Origin of the sequence: Streptococcus sp. CF7_Ac1-8, assembly GCF_024295435.1 — a bacterium.
Lineage (GTDB): Bacteria > Bacillota > Bacilli > Lactobacillales > Streptococcaceae > Streptococcus > Streptococcus mitis_AP.
On sequence record NZ_JANCPI010000008.1, the window covers coordinates 19,738 to 35,246 of the forward strand.

At 35.5% G+C, this 15,509-nt stretch carries 11 protein-coding genes; 6 read left to right on the plus strand and 5 right to left on the minus strand.

The window, feature by feature from the left end:
* Positions 1-4 precede the first annotated feature (4 nt).
* Positions 5-547: a TetR/AcrR family transcriptional regulator gene (locus NMM26_RS05255; RefSeq protein ID WP_001158275.1), complete on the minus strand. Its 543-nt coding sequence runs from the start codon at positions 545-547 to the stop codon at positions 5-7.
* Positions 548-674: 127 nt separating this feature from the next.
* Here NMM26_RS05255 and NMM26_RS05260 point away from each other — a divergent pair, with 127 nt between their 5' ends.
* Positions 675-3,317 (plus strand): YhgE/Pip domain-containing protein, encoded by a 2,643-nt coding sequence (locus NMM26_RS05260; protein WP_254753934.1) that lies wholly within the window; start codon positions 675-677, stop codon positions 3,315-3,317.
* Positions 3,318-3,347: 30 nt separating this feature from the next.
* Here the strand turns inward: NMM26_RS05260 and NMM26_RS05265 are convergent, their stop codons facing one another.
* Positions 3,348-5,891 carry a YfhO family protein gene (locus NMM26_RS05265; protein WP_254753935.1) on the minus strand — a complete coding sequence of 848 codons (2,544 nt, stop codon included), beginning with the start codon at positions 5,889-5,891 and terminating at the stop codon, positions 3,348-3,350.
* A gap of 58 nt (positions 5,892-5,949) precedes the next feature.
* Positions 5,950-7,572: an ATP-binding cassette domain-containing protein gene (locus NMM26_RS05270; protein WP_000958767.1), complete on the minus strand. Its 1,623-nt coding sequence runs from the start codon at positions 7,570-7,572 to the stop codon at positions 5,950-5,952.
* 205 nt (positions 7,573-7,777) lie between these two features.
* Here NMM26_RS05270 and trpS point away from each other — a divergent pair, with 205 nt between their 5' ends.
* A complete protein-coding gene (trpS, locus tag NMM26_RS05275; RefSeq protein ID WP_000165456.1) occupies positions 7,778-8,803 on the plus strand; it encodes a tryptophan--tRNA ligase in 1,026 nt (341 codons plus the stop codon).
* Between the two features lie 151 nt (positions 8,804-8,954).
* Complete coding sequence (gene guaB / locus NMM26_RS05280; protein WP_000073418.1) at positions 8,955-10,433, plus strand: IMP dehydrogenase; 1,479 nt, start codon at positions 8,955-8,957, stop codon at positions 10,431-10,433.
* A 49-nt stretch (positions 10,434-10,482) separates the two neighbouring features.
* Here the strand turns inward: guaB and recF are convergent, their stop codons facing one another.
* Together recF and yaaA are read right to left on the minus strand one after the other, a co-directional pair.
* Entirely contained in the window at positions 10,483-11,580 is a 1,098-nt protein-coding gene (gene recF / locus NMM26_RS05285) for a DNA replication/repair protein RecF (RefSeq protein ID WP_000266680.1), read from the minus strand.
* Between the two features lie 2 nt (positions 11,581-11,582).
* Positions 11,583-11,951 (minus strand): S4 domain-containing protein YaaA, encoded by a 369-nt coding sequence (gene yaaA / locus NMM26_RS05290; RefSeq protein WP_000455893.1) that lies wholly within the window; start codon positions 11,949-11,951, stop codon positions 11,583-11,585.
* A 158-nt stretch (positions 11,952-12,109) separates the two neighbouring features.
* Between yaaA and NMM26_RS05295 the strand changes: the two genes are divergently transcribed.
* From NMM26_RS05295 to rodZ, 3 genes are read left to right on the plus strand one after another with little or no spacing between them, the layout of a single operon-like run.
* On the plus strand, positions 12,110-13,360 hold the full coding sequence (locus NMM26_RS05295; protein ID WP_000424288.1) for a pitrilysin family protein: 1,251 nt from the start codon (positions 12,110-12,112) through the stop codon (positions 13,358-13,360).
* Positions 13,357-14,640: a pitrilysin family protein gene (locus NMM26_RS05300; protein WP_000170226.1), complete on the plus strand. Its 1,284-nt coding sequence runs from the start codon at positions 13,357-13,359 to the stop codon at positions 14,638-14,640. Before NMM26_RS05295 ends, NMM26_RS05300 begins: the two co-directional genes overlap by 4 nt.
* A 41-nt stretch (positions 14,641-14,681) precedes the next feature.
* Complete coding sequence (gene rodZ, locus NMM26_RS05305) at positions 14,682-15,509, plus strand: cytoskeleton protein RodZ (protein WP_001227985.1); 828 nt, start codon at positions 14,682-14,684, stop codon at positions 15,507-15,509.

Below are 15,509 nucleotides of genomic sequence, written 5' to 3' on the forward strand. Positions count from 1 at the left end.
TGTATCAATTTGTATCACCAAGCATCTTCATAAGGAAGTCTGTTATTTCTTGAGGACTTTCTTTTTTTCCATGTGCAATCCAAGTTTGGCAGACACCAAAAAGTGCGTGAGTTAGATAGATGCTACTATATTCTAATTCAGTGGTATTAAGATTCAGTTGCATAAATCGCTTTTGTAAATCTGTACTGAGCATGATATGAAGTTTATTTCGTAAGAAATTTTGAATTTCTTTGGTCCCATTTTCAGAAAGAAGGGCAGCCAGAAGTGGTTCTGACTCTAGATATTCAAATACTTCTAAAATAGCATCTCTTTTGTGATGAGCATGTTTTTGAAAAATATATTCAAATGTATGGAATAGCTTGCTTTGATAGTGCTCAATCATATCATACTTATCCTTATAGTGAGTATAGAAGCTGGAACGACTAATTCCGGCTTTTTCTGCTAGCTTGACAGTAGAAATTTGATCAAATGGCTGTTCCATCAGTAATTGTACCATAGCATTTTCAATAGTTCGCTTTGTTTTTAAGCGTTTGTTACTTTCTTGCATATTTCCTCCTTATAAACAAATTAGACTATATGTCTAAAAATGGATTTTTTATCTTGTAATTTAGATTTTTTATTGTATAATCTATTATATCAAAATTTTAGACAATATGTTTAAAAAAGGAGAAACTATGTTTAAAGAATGGAAAGCAATTTTAAAAAAACCAACCTTTATTATTATCATGGTAGGGATTTCTCTTATTCCAGCTCTGTACAATATCATATTTTTGTCATCAATGTGGGATCCATATGGTCAATTGTCTGACTTACCTGTGGCAGTGGTCAATAATGATAAAGAGGCTTCCTATAATGGTAATACTATGGTAATAGGAAAAGACATGGTGTCCAATTTAAAAGAAAATGAAACCTTGGATTTTCATTTTGTAGATGAAGAAGAAGGTGAGAAGGGCTTAGAAAATGGCGATTACTATATGGTAGTGACTTTACCAAGTGATTTATCTGAAAAAGCAGCTTCTATTTTAACGAATCATCCAGAGCAAATGCAAATCGATTATCAGACTTCAAGTGGTCATAGCTTTATTGCAAGCAAGATGAGTGATTCTGCTATGACACAATTAAAGCAGAATGTTTCTACCAATGTAACCGAGACCTATACCAAAGCTTTATTTAACAAAATAATTGATTTAAAGGATGGTATGAATCAAGCAGCTTCAGGCAGTGAAAAATTAACTGATGGAGCGAATCAGTTAGTGGCAGGAAGTCAAACATTAACTACTAACCTAAACTCTTTAGCCGATTCAAGTTTAACATTTTCAAATGGAACGGAGCAGTTTACTAGAGGATTATCCTCTTATGTTTCTGGTGTCGAACAACTTCATCTTGGCTTAGGGAATTTTAATAGTGGTTTAGTTACATATACTGGTGCAGTGAGTCAATTAGATATCGGATTAGGTCAATTGTCTTCAAAAAGTCCTGAATTAGTAGGGGGAATCAACCAACTATATACTGGTGTAGAGTCCTATACTGGCGGTGTTTCTAAGCTCAATGCTGGTCTTAATCAATTTTCATCTGGTATTAGTGCCTATACAAATGGAGTGGGAAATCTTGCAACAGGTGCCCATCAGTTATCTAATCAATCAGCTACACTTCGAATGGGTGTGGAGCAATTAAGTGAAGGGATTCAACAACTTTCTAGCAAGTTAGAGGCTTCGTCTGAGCAAAAAAATCAAATTAATCAATTATCTTCTGGTCTGAATCAGTTAAATCAAGCTATTCAAAATATTGATGTTGGTGATACAAAACAATTAGATTCTGTTTTATCAAGTATAGTGTCTCTTTCTAATCAAATGCTAGCAAGTGCTCAGTCTGATAAAGCGACTACATTAGCCAATATTCAATCGACAGGAGCTTATCAATCTTTGACAAGTGAGCAACAAGCTGAAATAAGTGCTTCTGTATCTCAAAATTCGACTGATAGTATTCAATCGGCTCAGTCAATTGTAGCTTTAGCTCAAGGTATACAGGGAAGTTTAGAAAACTTACAAAATCAATCTTCTAATCTTTCGACTTTAAAAAATCAATCTAATCAAGTATTACCGCTTGCTTCTAATTCTTTGACAGGATTGTCAAGTGGATTAACAGAAATACAAGGAGCTGTTACTAGCAAATTAGTTCCTGCCAGTCAGTCTATTACATCAGGTGTAAATGCATATACTGCAGGTGTTGATAAAGTTTCTCAAGGCGCAAGTCAACTAAGTGAAAAAAATTCCACCTTGACAGGTAGTTTGGACCAACTAGTTTCAGGCTCAACTACCTTGACACAAAAATCTTCTAGCTTGACAGCAGGAGTTGGTCAATTAGTTGAAAAAACTCCAGAATTAGTATCTGGTATTGAAAAATTATCAACTGGATCCAATCAATTGAATCAAAAGAGTCAAGAATTGATAGCAGGAGTTGATAAATTACAATCAGGAACTAGCCAACTCGCTGACAAATCCAGTCAGTTAATTTCAGGTGCTTCTCAATTAGAAAGTGGAGCTAATAAATTGGTAGATGGAGCTGGGAAACTAGCAGAAGGTGGAACAAAGTTAACTTCTGGATTGGAAGGTTTACAGACAGGAGTTGCTTCTTTAGGACAAGGACTAAGTAATGCTAGTGAACAACTCAAATCAGCATCTACGGAATCTCAAAATGCAGAGATTTTGTCAAATCCTCTCAGTCTTTCCAAAACAGACAATGATCAAGTTCCTGTAAATGGAATTGCAATGGCTCCTTATATGATATCAGTTGCTCTCTTTGTTGCAGCAATATCAACGAATATGATTTTTGCGAAGCTGCCTTCAGGACGTCATCCAGAGAGCCGCTGGGCTTGGTTGAAATCTCGAGCTGAAATAAATGGTATTATAGCTGTTTTAGCAGGAATTTTGGTATATGGAGGAGTCCATCTTATTGGGTTAACTGCTAATCATGAAATGAGAACATTTATTCTCATCATCTTAATAAGTTTAGTATTCATGTCTATGGTGACTGCTTTAACAACGTGGAATAGCCGTATAGGAGCTTTCTTCTCTCTTATCTTGCTTTTATTACAGTTGGCATCAAGTGCCGGTACTTATCCACTTGCTTTGACAAATGATTTCTTTAGAGCTATTAATCCTTGGTTACCAATGAGTTATTCAGTTTCAGGATTACGACAAACAATCTCTATGACAGGAAATATTCATCACCAAGTTATTTTCCTTGCTGTGATATTAGTACTATTTATTGGTTTAGGTATGCTAGCCTATCAACCTAAGAAAATGGAAGGAGATTAAAAAAATCGACCGATTAACTGGTCGATTTTTTTATGCCTTAGATGACTTTCGTCTGTGATTATAGATTCCAAATAGTAAGAGAGAAGTAAAGGAACAGATTGCTCCAGTAATAAACCCATTAGGAATAAAGGAAAGTGTAATAGTTCCTTTCCCCTTAGGAATATCAACTTTCATAAAGCCAGTTTGAGCTTGTTTAATTTCTATTTTCTTACCATCTTGGTAGACAGACCAACCTTTGTCATAAGGAATGGTGAAGAAAATAGACGTATCTTGTTGGACATCATATGTAGCAAAAACCTTGTTTTTAGAAGTCGATACTGTTACTGGTTGTTCTTTAATTTTTTGAATTGCCTCAGTTAAAGTTTGGGTATCTAAACGGTAGAAGGTAGGAGATTCAAATGATACTTGTGAATTTCCAGGGAAACTAACATGAATATTGAAAGTTTTTTTCTCTTTTGCATATCCTAGATTAAAGAAGGAGAAGGCATTATCAGTTGTAAAAGTTTTCTTTTTCCCATTGACAAGAATGTCAACCTTCTTTTGTTTATCATTAGAAAAGTGAAGGTTTGTGAAAGAAAGATAAACTTGGCTGTTTTCTGGTACTTCAATTTGATACTGGATTGCTGCATCCTCATTTGAAGAACTTGTAACACTGATCAAATTATCAGTATTTTCTGTTTTTTCGTAAGGAATTGGAGAAAAATAATCAAAATCGACGTTAGCAAGTTGATTTAAAAACGAGGCTTGATTATCCAAAGTATGCTCATTAAACTTGACATCATTGTAAACAGATTGACTAGCAAAGGCAATAGGAAGAGAGAATTGATTTTCGTATAGTGTAAGATTATCTTTTTGATATACATCTTGGAAACCATACTTATCAATAGGATTGTTTGAGATATTGTACTGGATGCCAAATAAACTATCAGCTAAAATACTATTATTGGAATATCGGAGATTGAGATTAGTCCCAGAGGATTTAAATCCAAGTTTATCCAAAGTAGAGCTTGCTGAACGATTTCGAACAGAAGAAAATTGAGAGATTCCATTGTAATTGAATTTCATACTGTCATTTCCAGTTTGAGTTTCTAGTTTTTCAGTACGAGTAAATTGGTTCCCAATATATGTTGAGAAAGATTCCATAGCTGGGATATCTCGATTATAAGCACTTCGAGAAGCAAATCCCCATTCCTTAGCAATTCCGTCCATTTGAGATGAAGCATTTAAGCTCATTTCAACCATTATAAATAAAGAGATTAGAATAGCAAATAGATTTACAGAGATAAACTTTTTGATAACTGCAAGGAGTAAAAGAGAATAGACAACTAAAAATTCAAGAGTAAGTAGAATATTCAAATCTGTTAAAAAAGAATAATGCGATTTTAGATAGATGGTAGCTAAAAATCCTGTTGCAACAAGAAAAATCGAAGCTAAAAAATTCCAGACTTTAATTTCTTTCAGACGATTTAAGACTTCTGCTGCTGTGTAAATTAACAAGGTAGAGAAAATCCAAGCATAGCGATGTAAAAACATATTTGGAGTATGCATACCTTGCCAAAATAAATCAAGAGCTTCTATATAAAAGCTTGCAATTAGAAATGCAAAGAAAATTGCATAGATAAGTTTCACGTGAAACTTAATGGATTTTATCGTAAAAAATAAAATGGTCAAAATAAAGGGAAGTAGTCCAACAAAAATCATTGGGATAGCCCCATACTTTGTTGTATCGAAGGAACCGATGAATTGCTTAGCAAAGAGATCAAGATACCAGCTACTTTCAGTTTGAAACTTTGTAACTTCTGTCAATTTTTCCCCATGTGTCTGTAAATCAAATAGAGTAGGAAGAGTCATAATCAAACTGGCCATTCCTGCTAAAAAGGAAGTAACAATAAAATCAAGAAAAGATGATTTTCGAGTCTTAAAATCCCACGAAATTTGACAGAGATACCAGAAAATAAGAAACAATACTGTCATATAGCCAAAATAATAGTTTTGAATAAACAAGATTGACAGACTTGTAAAGTATAGTAGGCGCTTCTTTTGTGTTATAAGTATATGTAAGCCAGTTATAACTAAAGGAATCAAGATAAAAACATCTAACCAAGTTTTTATCTCTAGTTGACTAACAGAGAAACTCATCAGAGCATAGGAAGTAGATAAAGCTAGTTTTAAAGCCTTAGGAATCGATTGAAATAATTTATTTAAACTAAAGTAAGTTGACAGTCCAATCAATCCAAATTTTAAGAGAGTTGTCAGATAGACAGCATCTGGCATATTCGACAGATTAAAAAAGTAAACTAGAGGTGAAAGGAAACTTCCTAAGTAATAACTAGATAGGGCATAGAAATTTAATCCGAGGCCACTTGTAAAGGTGTAAAACAGACTACCATTTCCATGCAGGATATTTCGTAAAGTTACATCAAAAATAACGTATTGATGAAACCCATCTCCTAATAGTGGAGATGTCTCGCTGTTCCAGTAGATACCTTGAGATAGATATACTCCTGTCATAATCAATAAGGGAATGATGAAAGAAACAAAATAGGTCCAATATGTTTTAAAAAATAATTTCATGTTACCTCATAAAATGTTAGAAAACTCAGCTGGTTAATCCAACTGAGTTTTGAAGTTTTTAGTCTTTCCAAAGTTCTTTTACTTTTGCTTGTACTTCTGCATTTTCTAGGAATTCATCATAGGTTTCATCGATACGGTCAATGACGCCATTTTTGGACAAGACAATGATATGGTTAGCTAGAGTTTGAATAAACTCGTGGTCATGGCTAGCAAAGATGATTGATTCTTTAAAGTTTTTCAATCCATCATTCAAGCTTGAGATAGATTCCAAGTCCAAGTGATTGGTTGGATCATCAAGTACAAGGACATTTGATTTCAAGAGCATAAGTTTTGAAAGCATGACACGCACTTTTTCTCCCCCTGACAAAACGTTTACAGGTTTGTTAACTTCATCTCCAGAGAAGAGCATACGGCCGAGGAATCCACGTAGGAAAGTATTGTCATCTTCTTCTTTACTTGCGAATTGACGCAACCAGTCAAGGATTGACTCTCCTCCTGCAAAATCTGCCGAGTTATCTTTTGGCAAGTAAGAACGGCTAGTAGTTACTCCCCACTTGACAGTTCCTTCATAGTCAATGTCCCCCATGATTGCACGAATTAATGCAGTCGTTTGGATGTCATTTTGTCCAATTAGCGCTGTCTTATCACCTGGACGTAAGATAAAGCTGATATTATCTAAAATAGTCTCACCATCAATCTTTACAGATAGATTTTCTACTGTCAAGAGATCATTACCGATTTCACGTTCCGCTTTAAAGTTGATAAATGGATATTTACGACTAGATGGCACAATTTCTTCAAGTTCAATTTTATCAAGCATTTTCTTACGTGATGTTGCTTGCCTTGATTTAGAAGCATTGGCAGAGAAACGAGCAACGAATTCTTGCAATTGCTTAATCTTTTCTTCTGCTTTGGCATTACGGTCTGCTAGCAATTTAGCAGCGAGTTCAGAAGATTCCTTCCAGAAGTCATAGTTTCCGACATAGAGTTTGATTTTTCCAAAGTCAAGGTCGGCCATGTGAGTACATACTTTGTTCAAGAAGTGACGGTCGTGGGATACTACGATAACGGTGTTATCAAAATCAATCAAGAAGTCTTCTAACCAAGTAATCGATTGGATATCCAAACCGTTGGTTGGCTCGTCCAAAAGAAGAACATCTGGTTTACCAAAAAGTGCTTTGGCTAGGAGAACTTTTACTTTTTCACCGTTGGCCAATTCGCTCATGTTTTGATAGTGCAATTCTTCTGGAATGTTTAGGTTTTGAAGTAGTTGAGAGGCTTCACTCTCTGCTTCCCAACCTCCAAGCTCGGCAAACTCTCCTTCGAGTTCGGCAGCACGGACGCCATCCTCATCTGAGAAATCTTCCTTCATGTAGATAGCATCTTTCTCCTTCATGATGCTATAAAGTTTTTCATTTCCCATAATAACGACATCAATGGCACGTTCATCCTCATAGTCAAAGTGATTTTGACGAAGCACAGAGAGACGTTCATCTGGACCAAGAGAAATATGACCAGTAGTAGGTTCGATATCTCCAGCTAAAATTTTTAAAAAGGTTGATTTTCCGGCACCATTAGCACCGATTAATCCGTAAGTATTTCCTTCTGTAAATTTGATATTGACATCATCAAAAAGTTTACGATCACTAAAACGTAGTGAAACATCAGATACTGTAAGCAATATTTTTCTCCTATATGTGTAATATATTTATTCTACTAGAAAATACAGAAATATTCAAATTTTTATTTGTCAATTTTGTGTAAACTATATTTACAGTATCCTTTACACAAATCCGTAAATGGCAAGACTGATTTATTTTGATAAATTACGGTTATTTTATTAAAAAAATGCTATAATTGAAGGGACCACATCGAAGGAGAATAAAATGACTAAACCCATTATTTTAACAGGAGACCGTCCAACAGGAAAATTGCATATTGGACATTATGTTGGCAGTCTCAAAAATCGAGTATTGTTACAGGAAGAGGATAAGTATGATATGTTTGTGTTCTTGGCTGACCAACAAGCTTTGACAGATCATGCTAAAGATCCTCAAACAATTGTAGAGTCTATCGGAAATGTTGCTTTGGATTATCTTGCAGTTGGATTGGATCCAAGTAAATCAACTATCTTTATTCAAAGCCAAATTCCAGAATTAGCTGAGTTATCTATGTATTATATGAATCTAGTTTCATTAGCACGTTTGGAGCGTAATCCAACTGTCAAGACAGAGATTGCTCAGAAAGGATTTGGAGAAAGTATTCCGACAGGCTTCTTAGTTTACCCAATAGCTCAAGCAGCTGACATTACAGCTTTTAAGGCTAATTATGTTCCTGTTGGGACAGATCAGAAACCAATGATTGAGCAAACTCGTGAAATTGTTCGTTCATTTAACAATGCATATAACTGTGATGTCTTGGTAGAGCCAGAAGGTATTTATCCAGAAAATGAGAGAGCAGGGCGTTTGCCTGGTTTAGATGGAAATGCTAAAATGTCTAAATCCCTTAATAACGGTATTTATTTAGCTGATGATGCGGATACTTTGCGTAAAAAAGTAATGAGTATGTATACAGATCCAGATCATATCCGTGTTGAGGATCCAGGTAAGATTGAAGGAAATATGGTTTTCCATTATCTAGATGTTTTTGGTCGTCCAGAAGATGCTCAAGAAATTGCTGATATGAAAGAACATTATCAACGAGGTGGTCTTGGTGATGTGAAGACCAAGCGTTATCTACTTGAAATATTAGAACGTGAACTTGGTCCTATTCGTGAGCGCCGTATCGAATTTGCTAAGGATATGGGAGAAGTTTATAATATGCTTCAAAAAGGTAGTGAAAGAGCACGTGAAGTTGCGGGTCAAACCCTATCTGATGTTAAAGGGGCCATGGGACTTCATTACTTTAACTGAGTTTATTTTACAAGAAACTATCATTTCTATATCAAAGAAAAGATAGTTTTTTATTTGCTCCTGTAACATTTGACAAATTTTTATAGAATGGTATGATAGATACAATATAAAAAGAGTCAAGCTCAAAAAGAAAGAAAAGAGGAAACTTCGAATGTCTAATTGGGACACTAAATTTTTGAAAAAAGGTTTTACCTTTGATGATGTATTGCTTATTCCAGCTGAAAGTCATGTGTTGCCTAACGATGCAGATTTAACAACTAAATTGGCAGATAATTTGACTTTAAATATCCCAATTATTACCGCTGCCATGGACACAGTTACAGAGAGTCAAATGGCCATTGCTATTGCTCGTGCAGGCGGTCTCGGAGTTATCCATAAAAACATGTCAATTGCTCAACAAGCAGACGAGGTTCGTAAGGTAAAACGTTCTGAAAATGGAGTTATTATTGATCCGTTCTTCTTGACGCCTGAACATACAATCGCTGAAGCTGATGAGCTTATGGGACGTTACCGTATCAGTGGTGTTCCAGTTGTTGAAACACTTGAAAATCGTAAATTAGTTGGTATTTTGACAAATCGAGATCTTCGTTTTATTTCAGATTATAACCAACCAATTTCAAATCATATGACTAGTGAAAATCTTGTGACTGCTCCTGTGGGTACAGATCTTGCAACGGCTGAAAGCATTCTTCAAGAACACCGTATTGAAAAACTTCCGTTGGTAGATGAAGAAGGCCGTCTTTCTGGTTTGATTACTATTAAAGATATTGAAAAAGTTATTGAGTTTCCAAATGCGGCTAAAGATGAGTTTGGTCGTCTTCTGGTTGCTGGTGCAGTAGGTGTTACTTCAGATACATTTGAACGTGCAGAGGCTCTTTTTGAGGCAGGAGCGGATGCGATTGTTATTGATACTGCGCATGGTCATTCTGCAGGTGTCTTGCGTAAAATTGCTGAGATTCGTGCTCATTTCCCAGACCGTACACTGATTGCTGGAAATATTGCTACTGCTGAAGGTGCACGTGCCCTTTATGAAGCAGGTGTAGACGTTGTCAAGGTTGGGATTGGCCCAGGTTCTATCTGTACTACTCGTGTGATTGCTGGTGTTGGTGTTCCGCAAGTAACAGCTATCTATGATGCTGCAGCTGTTGCGCGTGAATATGGTAAAACGATCATTGCTGACGGTGGAATCAAGTATTCTGGAGATATTGTAAAAGCCCTTGCAGCAGGTGGCAATGCCGTTATGCTTGGATCTATGTTTGCTGGAACTGATGAAGCTCCAGGAGAAACCGAAATCTTCCAAGGACGTAAATTCAAGACTTACCGTGGTATGGGTTCAATCGCTGCTATGAAGAAAGGTTCAAGCGACCGTTACTTCCAAGGTTCTGTCAATGAAGCAAACAAACTCGTTCCAGAAGGAATTGAAGGTCGTGTTGCTTATAAAGGAGCGGCAGCTGATATTGTCTTCCAAATGATTGGTGGTATTCGCTCTGGTATGGGTTATTGTGGTGCAGCTAACCTTAAAGAACTACATGATAATGCTCAATTTATTGAAATGTCTGGTGCTGGTTTGAAAGAAAGCCATCCTCATGATGTACAAATTACGAATGAGGCACCAAATTATTCCATGTAAAAACAATGAAAAGAACTCCCGTGAAAACAGGAGTTCTTTTACAATGTTGTCAACTTACCTTTACAGTAACTTTACCATCCTGAATAGTGAAAATGCTTAGATTTTCTGGCAGATTTTGAAGATGATCTAAGCTGGTTGTTGTGATAAAGGTTTGTATTGAATGTGAAATCGTTTCTAATAGTTTTAGTTGTCTAGTGTTGTCAAGTTCGCTCATAACATCGTCAAGCAGTAATATTGGAGATTCTGTAGTAATACTTTCCATTAATTCGATTTCTGCTAATTTTATAGATAGGACGAGACTACGATGTTGACCTTGACTTCCAAAACTAGCATCCATCCTATTTATATAAAAAGAAATATCATCTCGATGAGGACCAACATCAGTATTCTTTTTAAATAAATCTCTGGACCTACTTTTTTCTAAAGCAATTTTGAAAGATTCTGATAAGTCTTCTTTGTCAGTTAGCTTAACAGAAGATTGATAGGATATTGACAGTTCTTCAATCTGATTAGAGATTTCAAAATGTTTCTTACGCCCAAAATGCTCTAGTTTTTTTATGAAATCTAAGCGGTGCTTCATTACGCGACATCCATAATCGACTAGCTGATCATCTAGTACTGAAAGGAAGGTTTCATCTATTGTTTGAGCTGATTTTAAATAGGTATTTCTTTGCTTAAGGATGTGATTATAATTGGTTAAGTCAGATAAATAGATTGGCTTAATTTGCCCAAGCTCCATATCAATGAATTTTCGTCGAACTGAAGGTGCTCCTTTAATTAGTTGTAAATCTTCAGGAGCAAATAAGACAACATTCATGTGTCCTACGTAATCTGAAAGTCGTGCCTGTTTTAAGTGATTCACTTTTGTCACACGTCCTTTTTGTGTTAGTTCAATTTCGAGAGGAACGGATCCCGTTTTTTTCTGAACAAGACCTGAAAGATGAAGTTGTTCCTCATCAAAATGAATGAGATTTTTATCTGTTCGAGTTCGATGACTACGTGTTAAGGCTAAAAAATAGATAGCCTCTAACATATTTGTTTTTCCTTGAGCATTACGTCCTAAAAAGACATTTAATTTAGGATTAAAGTTTATTTTCGTCTCTTTATAGTTACGAAAAGTTTTGAGAGATAGATGTTGTAGCCACATGATTATCTACCAGGGAATCGCGGAGCTTGTTTGCTTTTGGGTGAAGAAGTAGGTTTTGATTTATCTTTTTTTACTCCCTTATTCATCTCTTTAACAAGCTTAGCGATTCGTTCTTTTTCAACTTTATCAGCTTGGTATTCCCCTTGCTCCTCAGAAGTAGGTTGTGTCAACAAGATGTCAATATTCATGTCAGGGATGTCAACTTTATCACCAATACGAAGTTTTTTACCACGACGATTCTCTAATTCCCCATTAAAGTAAACAGAATGTTCAGAGAGAAATGATTTGATAGCTCCTCCGCTATGTGTAATTCCAAGTTCTTTGAGTAGTGCTTGGAGGGTAATAAATTCTTCAAATAATTTGTATTCCATAATTCACCTCAATCTTTGGTATTATACCATATTTTCCTAAAAATAGTGAGAGAAATAGGGAGAAATGTAAGCGATTTTTATTTCAAAAGTGCTACAGAGAACAAGAAAATTTCAGGTTTTCGTGATATAATAGAAGTCTGTATATAAGGAGGTAAATCATGGAGTTAGTGCATGGAATTTCAACACATTTTATCCAATCAAAAAAGTTTAAAACGAACAAAATCACCGTGCGTTTTACCGCTCCATTATCTCTTGATACGATTGCAGGTCGCATGTTGAGTGCGAGTATGCTAGAGACTGCTAATCAGATGTACCCCACTTCTCAAGATTTGAGAAAACATTTGGCCAGTCTATACGGTACAGATATGTCAACCAATTGTTTCAGAAGAGGGCAAAGTCACATTGTAGAATTGACATTTACCTATGTTCGTGATGAGTTTTTAAGTAGGAAAAATGTGCTAACTTCTCAGGTTTTGGAACTTGTAAAAGAAACTCTTTTTTCACCCGTAGTAGTTGACAATGGGTTTGATTCGGCCTTATTTGAAATTGAGAAAAAACAATTACTAGCAAGTTTAGCAGCCGATATGGATGATTCTTTTTATTTCGCACATAAAGAATTAGATAAATTATTTTTTCATGATGAACGTCTCAAATTGGAATACAGTGATTTACGAAATCGTATTTTAGCTGAAACTCCACAAAGTTCTTATTCTTGTTTCCAAGAATTTTTGGCTAATGATCGAATAGATTTCTTTTTCCTAGGTGACTTTAATGAGGTTGAAATTCAAAATGTATTAGAATCAGTTGGCTTCAAAGGTCGATATGGAGATGTGAAGGCTCAGTATTGTCAACCATATTCTAATATCCTTCAGGAAGGTATGATTCGGAAAAATGTGGGACAATCCATTTTGGAATTGGGTTATCATTGCCCTTCTGAATATGGTGATGAGCAACATTTACCCATGATTGTAATGAATGGTTTACTGGGCGGATTTGCTCACTCTAAACTCTTTACAAATGTTCGTGAAGATGCTGGATTAGCTTATACAATTTCCAGTCAGCTCGATTTATTTAGTGGGTTCTTGAGGATGTATGCTGGTATTGATCGAGAAAATCGGAACCAGGCTCGTAAAATGATGAATAATCAACTGCTTGATTTAAAAAAAGGATATTTTACAGAGCTTGAGTTAGAGCAGACCAAGGAGATGATTCGTCGGTCTTTGTTACTTTCTCAAGATAATCAATCTTCATTGATTGAACGTGCTTATCAAAATGCCTTACTTGGAAAATCTTCAGCAGACTTTAAAAGTTGGGTTGCAAAACTCGAGAAAGTTGACAAAGATGCTATTTGTAGAGCAGCTAATAATGTGAAACTACAAGCGATTTACTTTATGGAAGGAATAGAATGACAAAGGTTGTTTTTGAAGAAAAATACTATCCAGCTGTAAAAGAAATGGTTTATCGAACTCGTTTGTCAAATGGCTTGACAGTTGCTCTTTTGCCTAAAAAGGAATTTAAAGAGGTTTACGGGAGTGTAACTGTACAGTTTGGTTCGGTAGATACGCTTGTCACAGAAGTTGACGGATATGTAAAACAATATCCTGCGGGAATTGCTCATTTTCTTGAACATAAATTGTTTGAGAGAGAAAATGCTAGCGATTTGATGTCGGCTTTTACGAGTCTAGGTGCAGATAGTAATGCCTTTACAAGCTTTACAAAAACAAGCTATCTTTTTTCAGCAACGGATCATTTTTTAGAAAATTTGGACTTACTTGATGAATTGGTAACATCAGCACACTTTACTGAAGATTCCATTTTAAGAGAGCAGGATATTATCCAGCAAGAACGAGAAATGTATCAAGATGATCCAGATTCGTGTTTATTCTTTTCAACTTTAGCGAATTTGTATCCTGGTACACCTTTAGCAACTGATATAGTTGGAAGTGAGGAGTCAATTTCCCAAATCAATCTAACTAATTTGCAAGAAAATTTTACAAGATTTTACAAACCTGTAAACATGTCTCTGTTTTTAGTTGGCAATTTTGATGTGGATCAAGTACAGGACTATTTTGAAAGAAAAGAACTGGAAGAGTTAGATGTTCAGGAAGTAGCAAGAGAAAAGTTTGTTTTAAAAGATGTAAAGCAAACAGACAGTATGAGAATGGAAGTATCTTCTCCTAAACTAGCGATTGGTGTTAGGGGTAAACAAGAAGTTGCTGAAGCGGATTGCTATCGATATCATATTTTATTAAAATTATTGTTTGCAATGATGTTTGGTTGGACTTCGGATCGTTTTCAGAAATTATATGAATCAGGTAAAATTGACGCATCCTTATCTCTGGAAGTTGAAGTAACAAGTCGCTTTCATTTTGTCATGTTGACAATGGATACAAAAGAGCCAGTTGCTTTATCTCATCAGTTTAGGAAGGCTATTCGTAATTTTACAAAGGATTTAGATATTACAGAGGATCATTTAGATATTATTAAAAGAGAGATGTTTGGAGAATTTTTCAGTAGCATGAACTCTCTTGAATTTATTGCAACGCAATATGATGCTTTTGAAAATGGTGAGACAATTTTTGATTTGCCAAAAATTTTACAGGAAATTACTTTAGAGGATGTCCTTGATGCTGGACATCATTTAATAGATGATGGTGATATAGTTGATTTTACAATATTCCCATCGTAGTAACCTATCATAATCGATACTAGAAAGAAGGAATGACAAGTATGAGGAAAAAAACAATTGGTGAGGTTTTACGTTTAGCTAGAACCAACCAAGGGTTGACTTTAGAAGAATTACACAAAAAAACAGAAATTCAGTTGGATATGTTGGAAGCGATGGAAGCTGATGATTTTGATCAACTTCCTAGTCCATTTTATACTCGTTCTTTTTTGAGAAAGTATGCGTGGGCAGTTGAGCTAGATGAGCGAATTGTCTTGGATGCTTATGATTCTGGGAGCATGATTACTTATGAAGAAGTAGATGTTGATGAAGACGAGTTGACAGGTAGGAGACGTTCAAGTAAGAAAAATAAGGCATCATTTTTACCTTTATTTTATTTTATACTCTTTGCATTATCGATTGTCATTTTTGTGACCTATTATGTTTGGAATTATCTCCAGACTCAACCTGAGCGTTCATCTGCGTCTAGTTATAGTGTAGTCCAAGCAACAAGCTCAACTAGTTCTGTAACTTCATCTTCAAGTAGTAGTTCATCAAGTAGCTCTTCGAATATGGAACCAGCTATAAGTGTATCAGGTGAAGGAAATCGAGTAGAAGTTGCTTATAAAACGAGCAAGGAAACTGCAAAATTACAATTATCAGTCTCAGATGCTAGAAGTTGGGTTAGTGTTTCAGAAAGTGAGCTTGAGGGTGGGGTGACCTTATCACCGGATAATAAAAGTGCGGAAACAAGCGTTTCAACTAAAAATCCTGTGACAATTACTTTAGGTGTTGTCAAAGGTGTTGCCTTAACAGTAGACAATCAGACTGTTGATTTATCGAAATTAACAGCTCAGACTGGAAAAATCGCTGTAACCTTTACTAAAAATTAA